The following is a 22,853-nucleotide window of genomic DNA, read 5'->3' on the forward strand; positions in this document are numbered from 1 at the left end:
TCCAGGCAACAAGGTGGGTATGGCTGTTGTGATCGCCGGTGTCGGCCGAAAGTGCCCACCGCGGCGTGCCGTCGATCCGCCGCCGGGCGGCCCGAGCTGACCAGCGAGCGCAGCCAGCGCTGCCCATGGCGAGTCGGAGCGGTCTACGGCGGCACTTTCGCCCAGCAGGGCCGCGACGACCAGCCTCATGCGACGATGGTCGCAGCCCCGACACGGCGGGCCGTTTTGCTGCGAAACTCCGCGCAGTCATCTACTAATTACGGCAGCGCCCAGTGCCGGACCCTTCGTAGCCGCGCCACGCCCAACTCTCACGACCGTGCCCTGGCACCGGCTGCCTGCGTCAGCCATGCAGGCCGGCTCGATGGGCGGCTCGCGTTCGAAGGCCCGGCTCTGTCGCTCCTTTGTTTCTGTCGTTGGAGTTCGCATGTCGTTGTCCGGCGGGCTGATCGCATTCGTCGCCCTCACTTACATGGCCGTCCTGTTCGCCATCGCCTTCTATGGCGATCGCCAGCGCAGCGAATTGTCGCCGCGCATGCGCGCATGGGTCTACAGCCTGTCGCTGGCGGTCTACTGCACCAGCTGGACTTTCTTTGGCGCGGTAGGTCAGGCCGCGGAGCAGCTATGGTCGTTTTTGCCCATCTACCTCGGGCCTATCCTGCTGATGCTGCTGGCGCCGCAGGTCATCCAAAAGATGATCATGATCAGCAAGCAGGAGAACATCACCTCCATCGCCGACTTCATCGCCGCCCGTTATGGCAAATCACAGTTGCTTGCGGTGGTGGTGACACTGATCTGCCTGGTCGGCGTGCTGCCCTACATCGCCCTGCAGCTCAAGGGCATCGTGCTGGGCGTCAACCTGCTGATCGGCAATCACAGCGAAGCCGCCGCCGGGTCCGGGGCACAGGACACGGCGCTGATCGTCTCCATGGTGCTGGCGCTGTTCACCGTGCTGTTCGGCACTCGCAACCTGGACGTGACCGAGCATCACCGCGGCATGGTGCTGGCCATTGCCTTCGAGTCCCTGGTCAAGCTGTTCGCCTTTCTCGCGGTCGGTGCCTTCGTCACGTTCGGCCTTTATGACGGCTTCGGCGACCTGTTCAATCGCGCCCACGATTCCTCGGAGCTGGCCTCGTTCTGGGAGGAGACGGTCAATTGGCCGGCCATGTTGGTACAGACGACCGTTGCGCTGATGGCGATCGTCTGCCTGCCGAGACAGTTCCACGTCACCGTGGTGGAGAACATCGAGCCGCGCGACTTCCGCCTGGCGCGCTGGGTCTTTCCGCTCTATCTGGTGCTGGCCGCCGTGTTCGTCATCCCGATCGCACTGGCCGGTCAGATGCTGCTGCCCAGCGGCATCAGCCCTGACTCGTTCGTGATCAGCCTGCCACTCGCCGAGTCGCACCCGGCGCTGGCGATGCTCGCGTTCATCGGCGGCGCCTCGGCGGCGACCGGCATGGTCATCGTCGCTAGCGTCGCACTCTCGACCATGGTGTCGAACGACATGCTGTTGCCCTGGCTGCTGCGCCGCAAGGAAGCCGAGCAGCCATTCGAGGTGTTTCGCCACTGGATGCTGTCGGTACGCCGGATCAGCATTGTCGCGATCCTGCTGCTGGCGTACGTCAGCTATCGCCTGCTCGGCTCCAGTGCGAGCCTGGCGACCATCGGCCAGATCGCATTTGCCGCCCTTACTCAGCTGGCCCCGGCGATGGTCGGCGCGCTGTACTGGAAGCAGGCCAATCGCCGAGGCGTATTTGCTGGCCTGACCGCCGGCGCGCTGATCTGGATGTACACCTTGATACTTCCGCTGCTCGGCTGGCCGCTGGAGATGTTTCCAGGGCTGCAGTGGATGTACACCGCCGACCTGCCCTTCAACACCAGCGCCCTAACGCTCGGCGTCACCCTCTCGTTGGTGGGCAACGCGACGCTGTTCTTCTGGGTTTCGATCCTGTCGCAGACGCGCGTCGCGGAGCACTGGCAGGCCAGCCGCTTCATTGGCCAGGAAATCCATTCAACCGCAGGTAACCGTCGCCTGCTTGCGGTGCAAGTCGAGGACCTGCTGTCGCTGGCCTCTCGCTTCGTTGGCGCCGAGCGCGCCGAGTTGAGTTTTCAGCGCTTCGCCCGTCGTCACGGTCACGACTACTCGCCCAAGCAGCAGGCCGATGGCCAGTGGATCGCCCATACCGAGCGCCTGCTCGCCGGCGTGCTCGGGGCCTCGTCCACTCGTGCGGTCGTCAAGGCGGCGCTGGAAGGCCGCGACATGCAGGTTGACGACGTAGTGCGCATCGTCGGCGAAGCCTCGGAGGTGCTCCAGTTCAACCGGGCGCTGTTGCAAGGCGCCATCGAGAACATTACCCAGGGCATCAGCGTGGTCGATCAGTCCCTGCGCCTGGTGGCCTGGAATCACCGTTACCTGGAAATGTTCGAGTACCCCGAGGGGTTGGTCTACATTGGTCGCCCCATCGCCGACATCATCCGCTACAACGCTGAACGCGGCCTCTGCGGCCCGGGCAACGCCGACACCCACGTCGCCAAGCGCCTGTACTGGATGCGTCAGGGCCGTGCACACACGTCCGAGAGGACCTTCCCCAACGGCCGAGTGGTCGAGCTGATCGGCAACCCGATGCCAGGCGGCGGTTTCGTCATGAGTTTCAGTGACATCACCGCCTACCGCGAAGCCGAGCGGGCGTTGAAAGACGCCAACGAAAGCCTGGAACAGCGTGTCAGCGAGCGCACCCAGGAGCTGTCCGAACTGAACAAGGCACTGAGTGCGGCCAAGAGTACCGCCGAGGCAGCCAACCAGTCGAAGACGCGCTTTCTCGCTGCGGTCAGCCATGACCTGATGCAGCCGCTCAACGCCGCACGTCTGTTCTCTGCCGCGCTGTCGCACCAGCACGATGCGCTGCCGCGCGAAGCGCAGGACCTGGTCCGCCATCTGGACAGCTCGCTGCGTTCGGCCGAGGACTTGATCTCTGACCTGCTGGACATCTCAAGACTGGAAAATGGCCGCATCACACCGGAGCGCAACCCCTTCCCTCTGTCGAACCTGTTCGACACCCTGACCACCGAATTCACCGTGCTGGCCGCCGAACAGGGCGTGCAGTTCCGTGTGCACGGCAGCCGGCTGCGGGTCGACAGCGACATCCGCCTGCTGCGCCGTGTGCTGCAGAACTTCCTCACCAACGCCTTCCGCTACGCCAAGGGCCGAGTGGTACTTGGTGTCAGGCGCCAGGGTGATTCGCTGCGCCTGGAAGTCTGGGATCGAGGCCCGGGCATTGCCGAGGACAAACTGCGTGTCATCTTCGAGGAGTTCAAGCGCCTGGACAGCCACCAGACGCGCGCCGAGAAAGGGCTCGGCCTGGGCCTGGCGATCGCCGACGGCTTCTGCCAGGTGCTCAGCCATCCACTGGCGGTGCGCTCCTGGCCGGGTAAGGGCAGCGTGTTCAGCGTGACCGTACCCGTCGCTCAGCAGCTGGTCCGCCCCGTCGCCAAGAACGGTGGCCAGGACACGCAACCTACGGCGCTTACGGGTGTGCAGGTGCTGTGCATCGACAACGAGGACAGCATCCTGGTCGGCATGAACAGCCTGCTCTCGCGCTGGGGATGCCAGGTCTGGACGGCGAGTAACCGCGCCGAATGCGAGGCGCTGCTGCGCGAGGATGTGCGGCCGCAACTGGTGCTGGTCGATTATCACCTCGACCATGGCGAGACCGGTTCCGACCTCATGGCCTGGTTGCGCACGCGCTTGGGTGAACCCATCCCGGGCGTGGTGATCAGCGCTGATGGCCGGCCAGAGCTGATTGCCGCGATCCACGCCACCGGGCTGGATTTCCTCGCCAAGCCGGTCAAGCCCGCGGCGCTGCGCGCGCTGATGAGTCGCCACGTTCCGCTGCACTGAGCCGGGTGCGCTTGCTCCAGCGCAAGCCGCCGCCTCAGCGCACCGGCTAGACTGATGCCATCACGGTAAACCGGCGGCCTCTCTGATGACCCTAGACACCCTGCTCGACCTCGCCACGGCCCTGGGTGTCGGCTTGCTGATCGGCACCGAGCGCAGTTGGAGCAGCCGTGAGAGCCGCGATGAAGAACTGGCCGGGCTTCGCACCTTCGGCCTCGCCGGGCTGTTCGGTGGGCTCGCGGTGCTGGCGGCGGGCGCGTTCGGCGAATGGGCCTGGATCGCACTCTTTCTCGCCCTGGCGCTGTTGGTGGTGGCCGGTTATCTGGTCGAGTCCCGCTATAGCGCTGACCACGGCATGACCACCGAAGTCGCGCTGCTGCTGACCTTCCTGCTCGGCAGCCTGGCGATGACCGAAAGCCGCCTCTTGGCCGCTGCCGTGGCTATCGTCGTCGCCCTTCTGCTCAGCCTCAAGGCACGCCTGCATGGCGCGCTGAACCGCCTTAATGAGAATGAGCTGAGCGGCGCGCTGAAATTGCTCTTCATCTCCGTGGTGCTACTGCCGGCACTGCCAGACCAGGGCTACGGCCCCTGGCAGGCGTTCAATCCGTACACCACCTGGTGGATGGTGGTGCTGATCGCCGGGATTGGTTTTGCCGCCTATGTCGCCATCCGCCTGCTCGGTACGCGCCATGGGCTGATGGTCACTGCGTTGCTGGGCGGTATCGTGTCCTCCACGGCGATGACCATCACCCTTGCCCGCCTGGATGCGGACCGGCTGCGCCCGGCGCTGGCGGCCGGCCTGTTGGCGACGTCCGCGCTGATGTTTCCCAGGGTGCTGCTGGAAGTCGGGGTGATCAACCCGGCGCTGCTACCGCAGCTGCTGGCGCCCATGGCCACCGCCGGCGCGATTTACGCCCTCGGCGCGCTCTTTCACTACCTGCGTGCGGCCCAGCAACCGGAAAGCCCTGCAGAACCGCCGCTGAAGAACCCCTTCGAGCTTGGGCCAGCGCTGCGCTTCGCCGGCCTGCTGGTCTTGATCCTTCTGCTCGTCGAGGGCGCCCAGCATTGGCTGGGCGATGCGGGTGTCTATCTGGTATCGCTGCTGTCGGGCCTGACCGACGTGGATGCGATCACGCTGTCGCTCTCCAACAGTGCGCGCGCCGACCTCAGCGAGGGGGTTGCAGTGCGCGGCATCTTCCTGGCGGCGCTGAGCAACAGCCTTGTCAAGGCCGGATTGGTGCTGTTCATCGGCGGGCCGGCGCTGGCAGTGCGTACGCTGCCGTTCATGCTGGGCGGCCTGCTTGCGGGGCTCACGGTGCTCTGGTTAGCCTGATTTCGGCGGATCAAAGCTCTTCGCTGGTTTCGACCGGCGTATCCGCGCCCGCGCGCTCGAGCCAGTCGGCGGGCAGGCGCTTGCTGGCTCGAGCGCCGAGCAGCTTCAACTGCTCGGTACGGCCGACCAGGTTGCCGCGCCCATCGGTGAGCTTGTTACGCGCGCCGACGAACGCCTTGTCCAACTGCTGCAGGCGGCTGCCGATCTCGTCGAGGTCGGCAATGAAGGCGACAAATTTGTCATAGAGCGCACCGGCCCGCTCGGCGATCTCCCGTGCATTCTGGCTTTGCCGCTCCTGCCGCCAAAGGCTGTCGATCACGCGCAGCGTTGCCAGCAACGTGGTCGGGCTGACGATCACGATATGCCGTGCGTAGGCCTCCTGGAACAGCTCAGGATCGGCCTGCAGCGCGGCGGCGAAGGCTGCCTCTATGGGCACGAAGAGCAACACGAAATCCAGGCTCTGCAGCCCTTCTAGACGTTGGTAGTCCTTGATCGACAAGCCCTTCAGGTGATTGCGCAGCGACAACACGTGCTGTTTGAGTGCGAGCGCGCGGTCGCCCTCGGCCTCGGCACAGGTCAGGGCCTGATAGGCGGTGAGGCTGACTTTGGCGTCGACCACCACCTGCTTGTCGCCCGGCAGCTGAATCAGCACGTCTGGCTGGAAACGCTCGCCATCGGCGCTGCGCAGGCTCACTTGGGTGTGGTATTCGCGGCCTTTCTCAAGCCCGGCATGTTCGAGCACGCGTTCGAGGATCAGCTCGCCCCAGTTGCCCTGCGTCTTCTGCCCCTGAAGGGCTCGGGTAAGGTTGGTCGCCTCATCGCCCAGGCGCTGGTTGAGCTGCTGCAGCCGCTCCAGCTCACGGGCCAGGGAAAAGCGCTCGCGGGCCTCGTGCTGGTAGCTTTCCTCGACGCGCTTCTCGAAGTGCTGGATGCGCTCCTTCAGCGGATCGAGCAACTGCCCGAGGCGTGCCTGGCTGGCTTCGGCGAAACGCTGCTCGCGCTCCTCGAAGATCTTGCCGGCGAGTTCTGCAAACTGGGCCCGCAGCTCGTCGCGCGCACCCTGGAGGTCTTCCAGGCGTTGTTCGTGGGTCTTCTGTTGCTCGCTGAGCTCGGCTTTGAGGGCGGCGTGAGAGGCGCTGAGTGCGCGCAGCTCAGCCTGCTGCGCGTCGCGCTCGGCTTGAAGGTCGTCGAGGGTTTCCCGGGCTTCCATTCGCTGCGCCTGCAACCACTCGGTTTCCCGGCGCAGCACTGCCACTTCGGCCTGGAGCGCAGCGCGTGCGGCCTGCAGATCGGCCTGTTCTAGGCGGCTCGATTCGAGCTGAGCACTAAGCCCCTCCTGGGCCATCGCCGCCTGGCTCAGGCGTTCGTCGAGAAGCGACAGCTGCGCCTGCCGCTCGGCCAGGCGCCGTTGCAGCGTGAATGCCACGGCGGCCAGCGCCAGGCAAAGGCCACCGAGCCCGGTCAACAGATAAAGAGGATCGAGGGGCATGGGCTACTCCGGCTGAATTGCCGCGCAGTATAGCCACCGCGCCCCGCGTGGTCAGGCGGCGCTGCCGCCCTGGCGCTTGCCGGGCAGACGCTGAAGCATACGCGACGCCTCGGTCGATCCCTGGGCCGCGGCCTGCTCGAGCCAATGGCGGGCCTTGGCGAGTTCGCGGTGTTGGGGCTGGCAGTACAGCTGCCCGAGCTCAAGTTGGGCCTGGCGATCACCCGCACGGGCCGCCTGGCGCAGCAGCTCGAAGCCGATACGGCGGTCACGCTGGCTGTCGCAATCGTGGCAGAGCAGCCGTCCCAAGCGGCTCTGCGCTTCCACTACGCCTTCCAGCGCCGGCTGCTTGAGCATCCGGCCGGCAATGCGTTTAACACTTTTGGTCTGTCCCAAGTGCTGGCTGTTGAGCAGCCACAATGCCATGCGCATCGGCAGGCGTGTCGTGCTGGAGGTGCTGTCGACCGGAGTCGAAGCGAGAGGACGGGTTCTCATGATCACCGAAAGCTTCGGGGGAACAAGGGCGCGCACTCTACTCTTTTTTTTTCAGAGTTAAAGACTTGCAAAATCTGGCGAAACGCGATCTCTGTCACAGGTTATTTAATCCACAGAAGCTGTGGATAACTCAGTGGACAAGCGGATGACAACCTCGCCGAACGCCGATGATTCGGGGGCTTCGGTTAAACTGGCGATTTTTTCACCATCGAAAAATATCTTTATTTTTCATATACTTAAATATCGATCTATACCGCTTGTACATTGAACGCCCTTTGTCATAAGCGCTTGACAAGGGCTGCGCCCGAATGTGCACAAGTTTGGCGCAACTGCCCTGCAACAGCCGTAACAAGCGGGTTTCGGGCGATTTTTCAGGCATCAGCGGGAACCTTTCTGAACGCAGCCGGTCGTCGACTCGCATCGCCATGGTGCACTTCGCCAACGACGCCAAGCCCCTTATGCTGGGCGACCGATTTCACGGAGCGACCCGATGTCCCGGCTAAGGCGCAACCTGCTATTCAGCGCATTCGGTGTGGCCTTGGCGCTTGTGCTTGCTGCGCTCTATGCACAGCATCGCTGGGCTGCATTCCAGCGGGCCGAGCACATCGAGACGCTGGAACTGGATGGCTTGCGTCTTTCGACGAACGGTATCGCCCTGCGACAACTTGTCCTGGTCCAGGCGCGCCCCGACGGCGCCCGTCTGCAGCTAGAACTGGATGATGTGCGGGTAGGCCTCGCAGCGCAGTGGCGACCGCTCCCACTTCAGTCTTTGGTCATCGCATCCGCGCGCATCGCCTGGCAACCTCCCACGCAGCCACCCGAGACCGCCGACCCACCCGCGCTACCCGAACCGGACGCCTGGCGACGCATGGTGGCCTGGATTCCGCGTGAGGGCCGCATCGACCGGCTACAGGTCGAGCTGCCCTGCCCAAGTGGCAGATGCCAGGAGCATGGTCGGCTCGACTGGCAACATGCTGGCAGCGACGGACTACCGGCATCCCTGCAGCTCGTGCTCGAACGCGGCGATAACCAGCTTGGCCTCGTCGCCCAGGCCCGGGCCGATGCATCAGCCCCATCCCACGACACCCTGCTCGATCTCGAACTGCAATTCGACGGGCAACCCCGCCTGACGATGCAGAATCGCTTCGAGCCGCAGTCCGGCAAAACGCGCTGGCTCGGCTCGCTGAGCCTGACCGAGCTACCCGAGGCGCCCTGGCTGCTGACCTGGCTCGGCGACTGGTTACCCGAGCCGCCGCCCCCACTGCCCACGCTGCCGGAACAGATGCGTGTCGGTGCCGGCTGGGACGTCGTGCTCGACCACGACACCCTGCTTCAGGACAGGACGGCCGTGAACGGCAACCTTCGGCTGTCGGCGAACCTCCCAACCCCGTGGCCGGTGCTTGGCCTCGGGCAGGTTCAAGGCCAACTGGACCTCAGCGCAACGGCTGCCGATGGCACCTGGTTACCGCTTGATCTCGCCGCCGACCTCTCGCTGCGGCCGGATGCCGCGCACACCGCCATATTGCCGCCGGCGCTGCGCCCGGCGGCGCTCAGCCTGAAGATCACCCCGGCGTCACCGAACGCAGCAGCCGCCCTCCCTCTCGACCTGCAGCTGGCCGCCAGCGGGCCGGCGCCGTTCTCGCTCGATGGCCGCGTTACCTTGCAGACGGCGGCACCCTATACCGCCTCGTTCGACGCCCTGCGCCTGGTCTTGCGCAGCCCCTCGGTGCAAGGGCCGGATATCGACCTCAACGCCGTTGCCGCAGATCTGAGACTCGGCGGCAGCCTGACTCCGGAAACCGCGGCGATCCAGCTCGGCAAGGGATCGCGCGTGACGGTGGGCAACCTGCGAGCGGCCAGTGCCGAGCTCAGCGCCAGCGCCGTTGCGCTCGACCTCGCCGGAACAACGTTTGACGCCACTTTCGCGGGCGGCGCGGCGTCGCCATTCAGCCTGACCGGCAAGCCCGCCATTACCCTGAGCGAGCTGAAGCACCCCAACTTGCGCACACAGGGTTGGCGATGGAATGGCACGCTCGAAGGCAACAACAACCGCATCGCGCTCGCTGGCCCCCTTGCCAACGACGCCGGGCTTACCTTGCCGCTGACCCTGACGCACGACCTCGCTGCGGGGGCGACGCAACTGGACGCGCGCCTGCCCGAACTGTTCTTGCGCGCCGGCAATCCGCTGTCGACAACGCTAGCCGACTGGCCATCCGTACTGACCCTTGGCACAGGCCGCCTGCAAGGCCAGGTGACGCTGCAAACAGCGCCCGGCCGCACGCCAGCCGCCACGGCCACGTTTAGCGCGAAAGGCGTCGGCGGCATCTATGACCGAACCGAGCTCAGCGGGCTGGATGCCCAGGCGACGCTGACGCTCAGCAACGACGTGCTGCGCGTCGACCTGCCCGAACTGACATTGCGCGAAGCCAACCCAGGCTTCACCTTCGGCCCATTGCGCCTCGATGGCAGCTTCAGCGGCCCGCTCGAAAACCTTGCCCAAGGCCGCGTGAGCTGGCGTCTCGCCGAACTCATGCTGCTGGGTGGCCGGCTCTGGCTGGAGCCGGGCGTAGCGGATCTCGCTGCTGCGACGCAGCGGATCGATGCGCACCTACGTGGGCTGCAACTCCCTGCGCTGCTCGAGGCTTATCCAGCAGAAGGCCTGACAGGCACCGGCGTGATCGACGGCGAGCTGCAACTCCAGCGCAGCGACGCGGGCATCAGCATCGAACAGGGCTCGCTGAACGCGCGGGAACCGGGCGGCGCGCTGCAGTTCCGCTCGGCGAAAATCCAGGCACTCGGCCAATCGAACCCGGCGATGCGGCTGGTGACCGAGGCGCTCGACGACTTTCACTACGACCTGCTCACCGGCGACGTGCATTACGCAGCTAGCGGCGCGCTGACCCTGGGGCTCAAGCTGCATGGTCGAAACCCTGCGCTCGAGGGCGGCCGGCCGATCAACTTCTCGATCAACCTGGAAGAAGACATCCCCGCCCTGCTGACCAGCCTGCAACTGTCCGACCGTGTCAGCGAGACCATCCAGCGGCGTGTGCAGGAGCGGCTCGGCCAGGAGCGTAAATGAGCACCGCAAGGCATTTCGGATGCCGCGGCATTCGAAGCGGTGGTTTTTCGCCAGCCTCTTGAGGCAAGGTAGCGCGTAACCGAACAGGAGAACCCGCCATGCGGTTGCGTCACTCGATCAGCCTTCTGGCCCTGGCCCTGCTGGCCAGCGCCTGTACTCCACGTGTGGAGCTGGCCGTGCCCAACGAGCCAATCAACATCAACCTCAACGTTAAGATCGAGCACGAGATCTACATCAAGGTCGACAAGCAGCTCGATTCGATCATCAACGAAGACAGCGGTCTCTTCTGAGGACTCCCATGAAAAGCTACCTGAAACTCGGCACTCTGCTCATGGCGCTGTGCATGGCGCTGCCGGCCGCGGCCATGTCCCTCAACGAAGCGATGGCCGCGCTGGGCCAGGCCAAGGCCAGCGGGCAGCTCGGCGAAAAGCCGGACGGTTACCTGGGCGTGGTCCAGGGCAGCGGCGAGGCCGCGGAAATCGCCAGCCAGATCAACCAGGCGCGCCGCGCTGAATACCATCGTTTGGCACAGAAGAACGGCATCAGCGTCAGCGACGTCGAAGCCATCGCCGGCAAAAAGGCCATCGAGAAGACGCCTTCCGGCCAGCTTATCCAGCTCAACGGCAGCTGGGTTCGCAAATAAATCCCGACCGGGACGGCCCTGCCCGAGCCGTCCCGAATCCCTCTAGGGCTTCATCTCCTCGCGTACCGCCTTCACCTCCTCCGCCGAAACCGGCTCGGCTGCGTTGCCCCAGCTGTTGCGCACAAAGGTCAGCACGTCGGCAACATACTCATCGGACATGTTCCACGCGAAGGACGGCATCGCCGGGGCGGTTGGCGCCGCATCGGTGCCCACCGCCCGGCTGCCAGCCAGCACGACGCGAATCAGCGAGGTGGCATCGCGGCTGTTGACCAAAGGCGCGCCGGCGAGCTTCGGAAACAGATGCGTGATGCCCTCGCCGTCCGGCGTGTGGCAGGCCGAGCACTGGTCCTCGTAGATAAGCGCGCCGGTGCGCAGACGCTCGTCGCTTTCGTCCAACGGTTCAGGTGCCTGCTGCTCCGGGTCGCCGAGGCTTTTCAGGTAGACGGCGACAGCCGCGAGGTCGGCGTCTTTCCAGTGCTGAGTCGAATGCTCGACCGCCTCGGCCATGGGCCCGGAGGCCATGTCGAAGCGGTTGGCGCCGGTTTTCAGGTAACGGACGATTTCATCCTCGCTCCAGCGCCCAAGGCCCGCATGCGCATTGCCAGTGATGTCCGGCGCCATCCAGCCTTGCAAGGCGCTGCCGGTTAGAAACTCGCCATCCTAGTCGCCGCCGATCAGGTTCTTCGGTGAATGGCAGCTGCCACAGTGGCCGAGCCCCTGGACCAGATAAGCGCCGCGGTTCCAGTGATTGCCCGCCCCGCCGACGCCGTTGCCCGGGTGGAACGAGCCCCACTCGCGCATGGGCAGCGCCGTCTGCGATGGGTTGTTGCGCACCGTCACGGCGTTCTGCATCGGCCGTAACATCAACTCCTGGCGGCGCAGGTAGCGCAGCTCGTCGGTCACCGAGGCGATGTTGAAGTCACGTGCGGTGTCGCGCCACGGGCCGCGTTCGAGGCCGATGACCTCGAGGCCTTCGTCGGCCAATTCGTTGGCGATGATCGACCCGGCCCAGCCCAGCCCGATGACCACGACGTCAGTAGCAGGAAGCTTCTTGGTCATTTCGACGCCCTCGCTTTCCAGGACTCGCCGCCAATGATCGACAGGGGCACCAGATCCAGCTTCTGGTTGTGCAATTCGATGTAGGGGCGATAGTCGTAGCGCGCGCCGGGAAAGCCGATCATCTTCCAGGACACCATGTCGCGGTTGCCGCCGTAGATGGGACCGCCGAAAAAACCCTCCATGGTGTTGCCCAACACCTGCTCGAAAAACAGCTTCGAGTCCATGCCATCTAGGTCGACACTCCCCTTCTCCAGTTCATCCAACAAGGCGTCCTGCTGTTCCGCGCTGAGGCCGCTAAAGGACTGGCTATGGCGCTCCTGGCAGAGTTTCTCCAGCCCGGCGAGGCCACGACGCACACGGTCGCGCGGGGTGAGCGGCGACTGGTCGCCCTGCTCCGGCGTGCCCTCGCGAAACGGCCCCTGCATGTACAGGCGGCTGGCATCGCCGTAGTTGCTGGCCAGCTGACGATCCATGAACACCACGCAACCGGCCTCGCTGCCGCTGACGCTGAGGTCGTCGGCGGGGATCAGGCGGTCGACGATTGCCGTCACCTCGCGCACCTCAGCGTCACTAAAAAAGCGCCACCCGGGTGAGTCGTAGTGCATCGGGCCGTTGTGGTCGAAGGGCTGCCAGGGCGGAATTCCGGTTAGTGTCGCGGCCTTGGCGGAGGCCGCAGCCCCAACGGCCAGGCCGGTCATGGACGAGAAGATCAGTTGGCGGCGGGTCAGGCCGGGGCGGATGTCGCCACTCATGCGGACTCCCTTGAGGTAGGGTGCAGACCGAACTGGCCATGCACTCAGCCCCGGCGATATAAGTGGCAGATGGGTTAGAAATGCCCGTTGACTTCACCAGGGTATTCAAGGGACCGCCCGACGAAACATTTTGTTTCATCGGTTTGGGGTCGCGGCACGCTCTAGTCTGCGGTTCCTGCCGTTAGAACCAGGTTGAAACCGTTAGCGAGCCGAATTGATCGTGCTCATCCTGGCCGCGAAATTCTCGCGTGCGCCACACGCTGGCGAACGCCAGCTGCCAGCTGTTCCACGTCAGTGCGATGCCGGCCTTCGCATCACCCACCCACTCATTTGGATCTACCGAATGGCTGCTTTTGAAGGTGTTGCCCTCCAGGAGCATGTTCTGCGCCATGTAACGCCCTTCTACATCGGCGAACAGGCTCCAGGCGAAACCGCCACCCTGATCGAAAAACAGGCTTCCGCTTTGCGCGGGCGCAACAGCCGGGATGCTGAAGCTGCGTGCGAGGCGCTGGCCGACGCGCACGCCGAAACCCGCTGATCCGTAAGTGTAGAGGTTGCCCAGGGCAAAGCCGGCGCTAGGGCCGTACTCGAATTCCAGCCCAGCGAGGCGCTGCTGCAGCCACCAGCGGTGCTGGTAGGCCAGATTGACGAAGGGCTCGTTGCGCAGCTGGTTGTCCCAGCCGCGCGGCTCGTCGCTGTCCGTTATCTCATGCACGCGCCGTTGAAATTTTTCGCCGCCGGCGGCCGGCCCTACGATGCCGATATCGAGGTGCAGGCCGCTGGTGTCGCGCCAGCCATCGTGTCGGTCATCCGAGAAGATCGACATGCCCGCGAAGAGCAGCGCGGCGTAGGGCCGGTCGTCCTCGATCAGTTCGGCGCGGCGGATGTTATCCGGCGTGTAGAGCTGGTGGCCGAGGCGATAGGCCATGTTGTCCACTTCATCGGCTTCCCAACCAGGCATGGCCTCGGCGAACCGCCGCGACCAATGATCGGCGTCGGGCTTGAACGAGCGCATCAGTTCGAAGCCATTGGTGTAGTGACCATCGCTGCCTGACGAAATGATGTCGTTCTCGATCTTCAGCGAATACAGATCGGCCTGGCTCGCCAGAGGCAAGCAGGAAAGAGCGACCGCCAGCGTCAGTCGAGTGTGCCGTTGCGATATGGACATGGCCCTGCTCCTTGGTTACATGCAAAGAAGTATGTATCAGGAGGTTAGAGCGGCCGCCAAGACGAAACGTTCACGACGGATCGGAGCAGGAGCCCGTCAGTTCCCGCTCCTTCGGCGAGGCTAAGCGTTAGCTGCCGATAACGCCCCCGTCATTTTTTGTGATGAGCACGGTGGAAGAGCGTGGGCGCGTCTTGCCGTCGCTGGCCGGGAAGCTCAACTCCGGATGCTGGACGTTGATCCACATGGCGCGGTAGTCCGGACTCCAAGTGATGCCGGTGATCTCGCACCCGCGCGGGCCGACCAGGAAGCGCCGGACCTCACGCGTCCGCGGATCGGCGCACAGTAGCTGGTTGGTGCCCATGGCCTGCATCGCAGGCTCGTTGTCGCCGTAGTCGGTCTCGATCCACAGCCGGCCTGCCCCGTCGAACGCCAAGCCGTCGGGCGAGGAAAAGATATCGCCATTGATGGTGCCAGTGAGGTTGGGTGGTACCGGTTGGCCGTTGGCACCCTTGGCACCCGGTTGTTCGCCCGCGAGCAGAAAGACTTCCCAGGTAAAGGCGGTAGCGGTCGGATCAGCGTCTTCCTCGTTCCAGCGCAGGATTTGCCCGTGCAGGTTGTTCGGCCGCGGGTTGGCCTTGTCGGTCGGCCACTTCGCGCCGCGGCCATCATTGTTGGTGAGGGTCACGTAGACCTCGCGGCTGCGCGGATGCACTGCAACCCACTCGGGGCGATCCATCGGCGTCGCGCCTGCCCGGTCCGCAGCGGCGCGTGCGTTGAGCAATACCTCGGCCTGATCGGCGAAACCGTTCTCCACCGTGAGCCCGTTCTGGCCATGGACCAGTGCCAGCCACTCGCCGCTGCCGTCGGCATTGAAACGCGCCACATAGAGCGTGCCGCTATCGAGCAGCTGGCGGTTGGCCTCATCAGCGCCCGGCACGTAGCGGCCGGCGGGGACGAACTTGTAGACGTACTCGCCCTTTGTGTCGTCGCCCGAGTAGAACGCCATGCGGCCGTCCTCGCCCAGCGAAAGCACCGAGCATTCGCGGCAGTAGCGGCCGAAGGCGGTGCGCTTGACCGGCTTGCTCTGCGGGTCGAACGGATCGACTTCGACCACCCAACCGAAGCGATTCGGTTCGTTCACGTAGCCGCCGTGGGGTTGCGACGGATCCGGTGTGGCGTTGAAGCGCGGGTCGGCGGTTTCCCAACCGTAGAGCTTGCTCAGGCCTTCGCCAGCGATGCCGTAGCGCTTGTGCGATACACGCTTGGCCAGATCAGCTGAGTCGTGGTTGACGAAGTAGTTGTGCCAGTTCTCTTCACACATCAGGTAAGTGCCCCAGGGCGTGAAGCCGCTCGAGCAGTTGTTGACCGTACCGATGATCTCTTGCCCGCTCGGGTCGGCAACGGTCTTCAGCGCCTCGTGGCCGGCCAGCGGCCCCCCTACCGCCATGGGCGTCATCGCCGAGAGGCGACGGTTGTAGCGTGACGGCATGACCCGCTGCCACTGCCCCTCGGCGTCCTTCTTCACCTCGATGATGCTCAGGCCGTGGGCCGCCTGCTCCTTGCGTACCTCGTCCAGCGGGCGCTTGCCGTCGACGAAGGTCATGCCGTTGGGGTGCAGCGGCGGATTGACGTATTCGTGGTTCATCACCAGCAAACCATGGCTGTCAGGCGCATCGGGGAACGGGAAGAAGTGCATGCCGTCGTGGTTGTCACCCGCCTGCTTGAGCTGGGCCTGCCAGTCGTCGCTGGCATCCGGGTTCCACGCTGGCGCGTCGGCCAGCACGGCATCACCCCAGGAAAAGAAGGTGCGCGCGCTGTAGCCGGGTGCGACCTGCACGCGGTCGAATGTCGGGTCGAGCTGGGTGGGAATCCCGCTGAAGCCGATCAGCGAATCGGACTGCCCGGCGCTACGGCAGGCACTCAGCGCGCCACCTAGAAAGCCCAGCGCGGCGAGGCCCATGCCGCCCCTGAGCAGGTTGCGCCGGCCCTGATCGACCAGCTGCCCGAGCGAGGGATTGTCGCTGGGGTTGATGGCCTGATCGTCGAGGGCGGAAAGGTTGGCGTGGAAACTCTGAAAATCCTGTTTCATTCACTGGCTCGTCTGGCAAATGGGTCTGCTGCGCATCACTGGATGCGGTAATGAAAGGTGTTCTTTACTTCGGGAACGGCCACGGCGCGGCCGTCGACGATCCGCGGCTGATAGCGAAAGCTTTTCGCAGCCGTCAGCGAGGGCCGGATGAACAGCGGGTGGCAATCCTCTAGGGCCTTCGGGTTCTCGATCCGCCCCTGCGGGTTGACCGAGTAACTCACCGTGCAGCTGCCTTCAATGCCCTTGTCTAGCGCACGCTGCGGATAGTCCGGCGCGTCCTTGGCGATCGGCAGGTACTGGCGGCTGGCAGCCGGGGCGGCCTCGGCCTGTCGCGCGCGTTCGGCGGCGGCAGCTGCTTCGGCCCGAGCCGCCTGTTCGCGCTGCTGCGCCTCGCGCGCCAGCTGCTCGCGACGCTCGGCTTCGAGCCGTTCCTGCCGCTCACGCTGGCGTTGTTGCGCGTGCTGCTCGTCGCGTAGACGTTGCTGCTCCCGGCGCGCCGCCTCTTCCTGCTTTTTCTGCTCGGTTCGCTTGTACGCCAGCTCGGCCTGTTCGAGCCGATGCTGTTCGATTCGCGGATCCACCTGCGGTTCCTCCAGCACCGGCTCGATGGCTGCCTCGACCGGCTCGGGCACCGGCTCCGGTTCGACGGGCGCCTCGAGTGTCGGCTGCGGCGTGGGCAGGCTTATCAGCTGCGTCTTGATCACCTGGGTCGGGCTGGGTGACGTCAGCTCGGGCGTCCAGCCGTGCAGCAGCAGGCCGATCACCACGGCATGCAGCGCGAAGGTCGCTACCGCCGCGCCGGCATGGCTGCGCCATTGTGGTCGAACCTCGGGCAGGCTGTTGGGCAGGGGCATGCTCAAGCTGCTCATGGTGCGGGCTGCCCGGCCGGCGCCTCGGTGATCAGGCCGAGATTGACCACGCCGCCACGTTGCAGCTCGGCGATGCCGGCCACCACGCGGCCGTAGTCCGCCGCCTCATCGGCGCGCACATAAACCTGGGTGTCGCCGCGCTCGGCGATGATCGCCGCGACCTTCTCGCGCATCTCCTCGAGGTCGATGGCGCTGTCGGTCTGGTCCTCGGCGTTCAGCTCGCTGCCCAAGTTCCAGTAGAAGCCGCCATCGGCCTTGACCGAGAGCGTGAGGATCTGCCACTCGTTCTCGGTGGGCATCGCCTCGGCGGCGACCTTGGGCAGCTCGATCTTCACGCCCTGCACCAGCATCGGCGCGGTGACCATGAAGATCACCAGCAGCACCAGCATCACGTCGATGTAGGGCACCACGTTCATTTCGGCCTTGGGGCTATGTTTGCGCTGCGGTTTGACCAGCATGGCGAGGCTCCCTTCAGGCGGCTGCGGCGATACTGGGCGAGCTGGCATGCAGCCGGCGATGCAGCCGCGCCTGCAGTTCGTTGGCGAAGCTGTAGTAACGCGCGCTGAGCGTCTGGCCGCGGGCCGAGAAGCGGTTGTAGGCCATCACCGCCGGGATCGCGGCGAATAGGCCGATGGCCGTGGCGATCAATGCTTCGGCGATGCCCGGCGCGACGGTGGACAGCGTCGCCTGCTGCACCATGGACAGCCCGAGGAAGGAGTTCATGATCCCCCAGACGGTGCCGAACAGGCCGATGTAGGGGCTGACCGAACCGACGGTGGCGAGGAACTGCAGGCCGCTTTCCAGCCGTTCTTCCTGCTCGGCGATGGCCACATAGAGGCTGCGTTCCACTCCATCGATCACCGCATCGGGAGCGATGCCGGGCTGACGCTGCAGCTGACTGAACTCCTGATAGCCGGCGAGAAAGATGCGCTGCAACGCCGCTTCACGGGGGAGCGACTGCTCGTTGCCCTCGCGATAGAGCTGGGTCAGTTCGCCGCCGCTACGAAAGCGCTGCAGGAAGCTTTTCAGCAGCCGTTCGCTGCGGCGCAGCGCGGCGCCGCGTTGGATGATCAGGTACCAGCTGGCGACGGACGCCAACACCAGGGTCGCCATCACCAGCTGCACCACCAGGCTGGCTTCGCTGATCAGGCCCAAGACCGACATGTGTTCGCTTTGCATCTGTATTCCTCCGGCCGTCCCATGCAACGGCGCTCATTGGATTGCATTGGGGTTACGTTTCAATGACAGCGCGGCGTAACCCGACAGGTTCACGCCAGGGTCAGTCCAGCCCCAGCGCTTCGGCGATCGCCGTCCACGGCACGTACTTGTAGTTCTGGGCGCCCTCGGGCATGCGCTTGCGGCCGTCTTGCACCACCAGCATGCCGCGACTCCAGATGCCGCCGAGGTTGGCCGAGGTGACTTCCAGGCCATCGGTTTCCGAGGCGCCGTCGATGCCCCGCTCGGCATTCAGGCCGACGCGGAAGGCGCCGCGCACGGCATAGGGCGCGTGCGCATCGAGCACCAGGTAGCTGTCGTTACCCTGGCTGGACACCACCAGGTAATCACCGGCCGTACCGCTGTAGATGGCCATGCCCTCCACGTCGGCGTGCAGCGGACCGCCCACGTCGATGACCTTTTCCAGCGCCGCCGCGTCGCGGCGCAGATCCAGCGTCCACACCGCGGCGTCTTCCTCGCCCACGAACAGGCGCTGGTTGCGGTCATCGGCGACGCAGCCTTCGGGCTGGCTGCTCAGCTTGAATTCGCGCACCTGCTCGCCGCGCGGCGAACTGCTCGAACCGTCGAGGCGGTACTGCCGGAAGGTGCCGTCCTTGTCGTTGGCAATGGCATGGATCGCGCCCTGAGGATCCTTGAACAGGCACAGGCCGTAGATCTCACGGAACGGTGTGTCGATCTCTCCGATGCCGCTGACCTGGCCGCTGCGCGGCTCGATGGCGAATAGGTGCAGGCTGTTGTGATCGCGATTGCTCGCCACGGCCAGGTCGACCCGCTTGCCACCTAGGGCAAAGCCGGTGCGCACATCGACGTTGTTCAGCCGGCCCACCGGCAGGTACTGCAGCTGCTTGCCCGACAGGTCGTAAACCGCCAGCCCGCCTTTCTTGTCGGTTCCGAGCACACGACTGCTGGACGGGTCCGCCGCGTTGACCCAGATCGCCGGATCATCCGCCGCATCGCCCAGGTGCGGCACCGGATCGGTCTGCACCATCGCCGGCAGCATCGGAATCACCGGCGTAGCGGCCGGCGCTTCTGGCTGCCAGTCTAGGCGCGCAAGATGCGCCCCGCGTTCGTCGGTCAGCAGCAGGTCGAGCCCCTGCCCGCCCAGTCGCGCGCTGATCTGTTCCGGCTCGTCGAACCCCTCCAGCGGAATCACCGCATGATTGCGCCAGGCATCGCCGTCACGCCCGTACAGGTGCAATGCGCCCGCCTCCGGGTCCAGCGCCAACATGCCGCCCGGCACCAGCGCCATGCCGGCAGCGGCTTCGGCGATGCCGCCGAACGGCTGCACGATGTCCACGGGTTGGCGCAGCAACGGGGCTTCGGCATCGGCGGCATAACGCCAGAAGCCGACTTTTTCCTCGTTCACCACCAACTCGCCGGTCCGATCGTCCACCTGGCAGTAGCTGCTTTCCGGTGGCAGGCTCAGGCCCCGTACGCGCTTTGGCGTCGCCAGTAACCGCTGCCCCGCGGCTACCAGCCACTGCTCGCCGATGCCTTCCTCACCGACCAGGAACAGGTAGCCGTTGCGCCCGGCGTCGCGGTACAGGCACAGCCCTTCGATGGCGAAGCGGGTCTTCGGCACGTATAGCGACTGGCTCCACTGGTGCTGGCGATCGAGCCCGAGCAGCACGGCCTGCTGACGCTTGCGATCGAGGGTGGCGACCAGCAGGCCGTCCTTGCCGACACGGTGATCCAGCCCCTCGAAGCGGCCTTCGACGCCACTGAGTCGCGCACCCCGCGCGTCCAGCAACTCCACGCCGCGCGAATCCGGGCGAACCAGCAGCTGCGAAGCGCCGGGCCAGAACTTATCGGTACCGATCAGCTGCGCGCTTTCAGCCTTCAAGGGTGCGGAGCTCGCTGTGCTCAGGTGCAGTGCGGCCTGGTTGGCAGCTGGCTGTCCGGCTCCAGACTGACAGGCCGCCAGCGCAACGCAAAGGCTCAGCCAGAGGGGTTTAAAAGAAGTTACGTCCATGGTTTTTCCATTCAGCAGCCGCTGACCGGCACCGGTCCGAAGGGGAACGGAACGGCGTCGGGGCGGCGAAAAAGTGTCGGTAAGGGTCGGAATCAGAAGTGCGTCAAGGTCAGACCGAGCTTGTAGGTCGGGCCGTATTCCTCGTACTGGGCGTTGTAATGGCTGCGCCCGGTGTAGACGAAGTAAGACTCGTCGGTGAGGTTCAGCGCCTCGACCGTCAGCTGCAGGTTCGGCGTGATGAAGTAGCCGGCCTTGAAGTCGAGAAACAGCTGCTCGTCGGCGTAGAGGTCGTGGGCCTCGTCGTCGATGCCGGCCACTTCCGCCAGGTATTCGGACTTGTAGTTGGCTGCCAGCCGCATGTTGAAGACGTCGTTTTCCCAGCCGACCATCAGGTTGCCGACGGTGTCGGAGTGGTTCGGCAGGTCGATGCTGCGACGGCTGCCCTGCCCTTCGATCTCGGCGTCGGACTTGCTGAAGGTGGCGTTGGCACCGAGCAATACGCCGTTCCAGGGCGCCGGTAGCCAGTCGAGCTTCTGCGAGTAGGACAGCTCGACACCGTAGAGCTTGGCACTGCTGCCGTTCTCGAAGCTCAGCGCCTCGTCGAAGGCCGCCCAGTCGCCCGTACCGGCGAGGTCGGTGTTGTAGATGAAGTTGTCGATGTCCTTGTAGAACAGGTAGGCCGACACGGCGCCTGCGCGGCCCATGTAATGCTCGATGCCAAGGTCATAGTTCATCGATTCCAGCGGCTTGAGGTCCGGGTTGCCGAACTCCGCATCCTCGCCATCGATGACGAAGCCGGGCGCCAGCTGCTCGAAAGTCGGGCGCACCACAGTGTTGGTCCAGGCCGCGCGAACGAAGGTATCAGGCGTCAGCTCATAACGCGCATGCAAACCCGGCAGCCAGTGATCGTAACGGTTGTCGCTGGATACGGCTTCGAACTCCCCGTCGCGCAGGCCGGTGCCCTTGGCGCTGAACTCGGTGCCTTCGTAACGCAGGCCGGCGATGAAACGCCACTTGTCCAGGTCCAGGGTGTTCATGAAGTAAGCGGCATTGATGTCCTCGCTCATGTCGAAATCGCCGATGCGCGACTCCTCCTCATCGTAAAACGCGCTCGGATCCAGCCCGCCGATCAGCCCTTCCAGCGCGCCGGCGCTGATGCCCGAGCCAAAGCGGCCCAGGGCGTAGTCGACGTTGCCGGCCTGAAAGTCGGCCAGGGTCAGGTCGTCGAAATCGTCATAGGCCCAGATATCGACGTCGTTGGTCTTGTCGCGCCGGCTGAGCTTGCCGCCGAACTTGAACTGCGCGGCATAGCCCTGGATGTCGTAGTCGCGGGCAAGATCCAGGCGGATGTTCTTTTCCTTGTCGCGTGCGTCGCTCTCTTCCCACTCCACCTCGTCCAGCTCGAAGCTGGACGGGTCGTAGAAGGACGGGTCGACGACCAACCGCGGCTTGCCCGTGCTGTAGAAACCGACCTCGGAAAAGTCGCCTTCGAAGGTCGCGCCAGAAATGCCGCCCGGGTTGCGCTCGCGCGCCTGGCTGTAGCCGACCTGACCGCTGAGGGTCCACAGGCCCATCATGCGTTCACCACCGAACACGTAGGACTGGATGGTCTGGGTTTCCTCGCGGGACTTGAGCTCGCGCCAGCCTTCGGCATCGCCCAGCTCGCCGGCCAGCTGCGCATCGGCGAACTCGACGCCAGCGGCGTTGCGGGTCTCGGTGTCCTTGAAGCGGCTGTAGAGCGTGCGTAGGTAGTAGCTGCTGAAATCGTCGGGCCGATAGTCGAAGTTCAGGCCGAGGCCCGCGCGCTCGCGGGTGATCTCGTAGTCACGCTGCTCGAATTCCTCCAGCCGCGCGCCGTCTTCGAAATCCCAGACGCCACCGGTTTCCACGTTGTCGGAGCCGAAGTCGCGCTCCTGCCAGCTCAGCGCAGCGGCGACACCGAAGTTGTCGACGCCATCGCCCAGGCTGAAGCGATTGCTGAAGGCGCCGGAGAATTTCGGGCTGGTCTTGCCGACGTTCTCGTCGTAGCTGCCTTCGGTGCTGAGGCTGTAGAACAGCCCGTCATGGTCGAACGCCGACAGGCTTTCCACCTCGATGGTGCCGCCGAGGGAGTTGGCGTCCATGTCCGGGGTCAGCGTCTTGACCACCGAGAGCGACTGCACCAGCTCCGAGGGCAGCACGTCCAGCGCCACGGCGCGACGGCCGCTTTCCGGCGAGGGCACCAGGGTGCCGTTGATGGTGACGCTGTTCAGGTCCGGCGCAATGCCGCGCACGCTGACGAAGCGGCCTTCACCCTGGTCGCGCTCGACCGAAAGGCCAGGGATGCGCTGCAAGGCTTCGGCGGCGTTGTCGTCGGGCAACTGACCGATGCCGTCGGCGTGGACCACGCTCTTCACGCTGTCGGAGTTGCGTTGTTCCTTCAATGCTTCGTCGATGCTGACGGCCTGGCCGATCACTTCGACGTGTTCCATGACAAGCGGCTCCTCGGCCCAGGCCGAACCGGCGCTGACGGCCAGGGCCAGCAGGCTGATGCGGAACCCTGCATGGCGGATGCCGCTGCGGTGTGTGCTCATGAACAATCCCCCGAACGCTGATTACCGGGTCCATCCCGGAACTGGAGCGGACGGTAGGGTTGGGATATGGCGGTTCTGTGACAGCGGGTGGTGCTGGGGCGCCAGCGGGGGCTTATTGGGGGAGTTTTGGGGAGGAGTTGAGCTGATATGACCTGGGAGGTGCTCTTTCGAATGGGTAGCAGGTCGGGGCCGCGGCTGGTATCGGTG

General features: G+C 65.0%; 17 protein-coding genes. 5 read left to right on the plus strand and 12 right to left on the minus strand.

Going from position 1 to position 22,853, the window contains the following annotated elements; translation table 11 throughout:
• The first annotated feature begins 424 nt into the window (after window positions 1-424).
• Entirely contained in the window at window positions 425-3,895 is a 3,471-nt protein-coding gene (locus tag KXR72_RS07950) for a hybrid sensor histidine kinase/response regulator (RefSeq protein ID WP_437420571.1), read from the plus strand.
• Window positions 3,896-3,980: 85 nt separating this feature from the next.
• Entirely contained in the window at window positions 3,981-5,225 is a 1,245-nt protein-coding gene (locus KXR72_RS07955) for an MgtC/SapB family protein (RefSeq protein ID WP_437420572.1), read from the plus strand.
• Window positions 5,226-5,235: 10 nt separating this feature from the next.
• Here KXR72_RS07955 and rmuC read toward each other — a convergent pair whose 3' ends face one another.
• Together rmuC and KXR72_RS07965 are read right to left on the minus strand one after the other, a co-directional pair.
• On the minus strand, window positions 5,236-6,714 hold the full coding sequence (gene rmuC / locus KXR72_RS07960) for a DNA recombination protein RmuC (RefSeq protein ID WP_437420573.1): 1,479 nt from the start codon (window positions 6,712-6,714) through the stop codon (window positions 5,236-5,238).
• A 51-nt stretch (window positions 6,715-6,765) separates the two neighbouring features.
• On the minus strand, window positions 6,766-7,137 hold the full coding sequence (locus KXR72_RS07965; protein ID WP_437421320.1) for a tetratricopeptide repeat protein: 372 nt from the start codon (window positions 7,135-7,137) through the stop codon (window positions 6,766-6,768).
• A 559-nt stretch (window positions 7,138-7,696) separates the two neighbouring features.
• Here KXR72_RS07965 and KXR72_RS07970 point away from each other — a divergent pair.
• The 3 genes from KXR72_RS07970 (at window position 7,697) to KXR72_RS07980 (ending at window position 10,928) form a co-directional block, all read left to right on the plus strand.
• Window positions 7,697-10,285, plus strand: a complete 2,589-nt coding sequence (locus KXR72_RS07970; protein WP_437420574.1) for an intermembrane phospholipid transport protein YdbH family protein — start codon at window positions 7,697-7,699, stop codon at window positions 10,283-10,285.
• 98 nt (window positions 10,286-10,383) lie between these two features.
• The gene (locus KXR72_RS07975) at window positions 10,384-10,575 is read left to right on the plus strand and encodes a YnbE family lipoprotein (protein ID WP_437420575.1); all 192 of its coding nucleotides are present in this window, start codon (window positions 10,384-10,386) and stop codon (window positions 10,573-10,575) included.
• A gap of 8 nt (window positions 10,576-10,583) precedes the next feature.
• Window positions 10,584-10,928 carry a YdbL family protein gene (locus tag KXR72_RS07980; RefSeq protein WP_437420576.1) on the plus strand — a complete coding sequence of 115 codons (345 nt, stop codon included), beginning with the start codon at window positions 10,584-10,586 and terminating at the stop codon, window positions 10,926-10,928.
• 42 nt (window positions 10,929-10,970) lie between these two features.
• Here the strand turns inward: KXR72_RS07980 and KXR72_RS07985 are convergent, their stop codons facing one another.
• The 10 genes from KXR72_RS07985 to KXR72_RS08030 form a co-directional block, all read right to left on the minus strand.
• On the minus strand, window positions 10,971-11,561 hold the full coding sequence (locus KXR72_RS07985) for a c-type cytochrome (protein WP_437420577.1): 591 nt from the start codon (window positions 11,559-11,561) through the stop codon (window positions 10,971-10,973).
• 27 nt (window positions 11,562-11,588) lie between these two features.
• On the minus strand, window positions 11,589-11,987 hold the full coding sequence (locus KXR72_RS07990) for a hypothetical protein (RefSeq protein WP_437420578.1): 399 nt from the start codon (window positions 11,985-11,987) through the stop codon (window positions 11,589-11,591).
• On the minus strand, window positions 11,984-12,739 hold the full coding sequence (locus tag KXR72_RS07995; RefSeq protein WP_437420579.1) for a gluconate 2-dehydrogenase subunit 3 family protein: 756 nt from the start codon (window positions 12,737-12,739) through the stop codon (window positions 11,984-11,986). The genes KXR72_RS07990 and KXR72_RS07995 overlap by 4 nt, the downstream gene beginning before the upstream one ends.
• Before the next feature lie 181 nt (window positions 12,740-12,920).
• Entirely contained in the window at window positions 12,921-13,907 is a 987-nt protein-coding gene (locus KXR72_RS08000) for a lipid A deacylase LpxR family protein (RefSeq protein ID WP_437420580.1), read from the minus strand.
• Window positions 13,908-14,034: 127 nt separating this feature from the next.
• The gene (locus KXR72_RS08005; protein WP_437420581.1) at window positions 14,035-15,996 is read right to left on the minus strand and encodes a PhoX family protein; all 1,962 of its coding nucleotides are present in this window, start codon (window positions 15,994-15,996) and stop codon (window positions 14,035-14,037) included.
• Window positions 15,997-16,031: 35 nt separating this feature from the next.
• Window positions 16,032-16,865, minus strand: a complete 834-nt coding sequence (locus tag KXR72_RS08010) for a TonB family protein (protein WP_437420582.1) — start codon at window positions 16,863-16,865, stop codon at window positions 16,032-16,034.
• Window positions 16,862-17,323 (minus strand): protein TolR, encoded by a 462-nt coding sequence (gene tolR / locus KXR72_RS08015; RefSeq protein WP_437420583.1) that lies wholly within the window; start codon window positions 17,321-17,323, stop codon window positions 16,862-16,864. The genes KXR72_RS08010 and tolR overlap by 4 nt, the downstream gene beginning before the upstream one ends.
• A 13-nt stretch (window positions 17,324-17,336) precedes the next feature.
• Entirely contained in the window at window positions 17,337-18,050 is a 714-nt protein-coding gene (tolQ, locus tag KXR72_RS08020; RefSeq protein WP_437421321.1) for a protein TolQ, read from the minus strand.
• 94 nt (window positions 18,051-18,144) lie between these two features.
• A complete protein-coding gene (locus KXR72_RS08025) occupies window positions 18,145-20,073 on the minus strand; it encodes a phytase (protein ID WP_437420584.1) in 1,929 nt (642 codons plus the stop codon).
• Between the two features lie 92 nt (window positions 20,074-20,165).
• Window positions 20,166-22,646, minus strand: a complete 2,481-nt coding sequence (locus tag KXR72_RS08030) for a TonB-dependent receptor (protein ID WP_437420585.1) — start codon at window positions 22,644-22,646, stop codon at window positions 20,166-20,168.
• Window positions 22,647-22,853: the final 207 nt, after the last annotated feature.

Source organism: Stutzerimonas chloritidismutans, assembly GCF_051486945.1.
In the GTDB taxonomy this organism is placed as follows: domain Bacteria; phylum Pseudomonadota; class Gammaproteobacteria; order Pseudomonadales; family Pseudomonadaceae; genus Stutzerimonas; species Stutzerimonas chloritidismutans_B.

What these genes read in the sequence shown, in the direction of transcription:
- KXR72_RS07955 (WP_437420572.1), top strand. Translation starts at nt 3,981, where the DNA reads ATGACCCTAGACACCCTGCTCGACCTCGCCACGGCCCTGGGTGTCGGC.
- KXR72_RS08005 (WP_437420581.1), bottom strand. Translation starts at nt 15,996, where the DNA reads ATGAAACAGGATTTTCAGAGTTTCCACGCCAACCTTTCCGCCCTCGAC.
- rmuC (WP_437420573.1), bottom strand. Translation starts at nt 6,714, where the DNA reads ATGCCCCTCGATCCTCTTTATCTGTTGACCGGGCTCGGTGGCCTTTGC.
- KXR72_RS08010 (WP_437420582.1), bottom strand. Translation starts at nt 16,865, where the DNA reads ATGAGCAGCTTGAGCATGCCCCTGCCCAACAGCCTGCCCGAGGTTCGA.
- KXR72_RS08030 (WP_437420585.1), bottom strand. Translation starts at nt 22,646, where the DNA reads ATGAGCACACACCGCAGCGGCATCCGCCATGCAGGGTTCCGCATCAGC.
- KXR72_RS07975 (WP_437420575.1), top strand. Translation starts at nt 10,384, where the DNA reads ATGCGGTTGCGTCACTCGATCAGCCTTCTGGCCCTGGCCCTGCTGGCC.
- KXR72_RS07950 (WP_437420571.1), top strand. Translation starts at nt 425, where the DNA reads ATGTCGTTGTCCGGCGGGCTGATCGCATTCGTCGCCCTCACTTACATG.
- KXR72_RS07970 (WP_437420574.1), top strand. Translation starts at nt 7,697, where the DNA reads ATGTCCCGGCTAAGGCGCAACCTGCTATTCAGCGCATTCGGTGTGGCC.
- tolR (WP_437420583.1), bottom strand. Translation starts at nt 17,323, where the DNA reads ATGCTGGTCAAACCGCAGCGCAAACATAGCCCCAAGGCCGAAATGAAC.
- KXR72_RS07965 (WP_437421320.1), bottom strand. Translation starts at nt 7,137, where the DNA reads ATGGCATTGTGGCTGCTCAACAGCCAGCACTTGGGACAGACCAAAAGT.
- KXR72_RS08025 (WP_437420584.1), bottom strand. Translation starts at nt 20,073, where the DNA reads ATGGACGTAACTTCTTTTAAACCCCTCTGGCTGAGCCTTTGCGTTGCG.
- KXR72_RS07990 (WP_437420578.1), bottom strand. Translation starts at nt 11,987, where the DNA reads ATGACCAAGAAGCTTCCTGCTACTGACGTCGTGGTCATCGGGCTGGGC.
- KXR72_RS07995 (WP_437420579.1), bottom strand. Translation starts at nt 12,739, where the DNA reads ATGAGTGGCGACATCCGCCCCGGCCTGACCCGCCGCCAACTGATCTTC.
- KXR72_RS07980 (WP_437420576.1), top strand. Translation starts at nt 10,584, where the DNA reads ATGAAAAGCTACCTGAAACTCGGCACTCTGCTCATGGCGCTGTGCATG.
- KXR72_RS08000 (WP_437420580.1), bottom strand. Translation starts at nt 13,907, where the DNA reads ATGTCCATATCGCAACGGCACACTCGACTGACGCTGGCGGTCGCTCTT.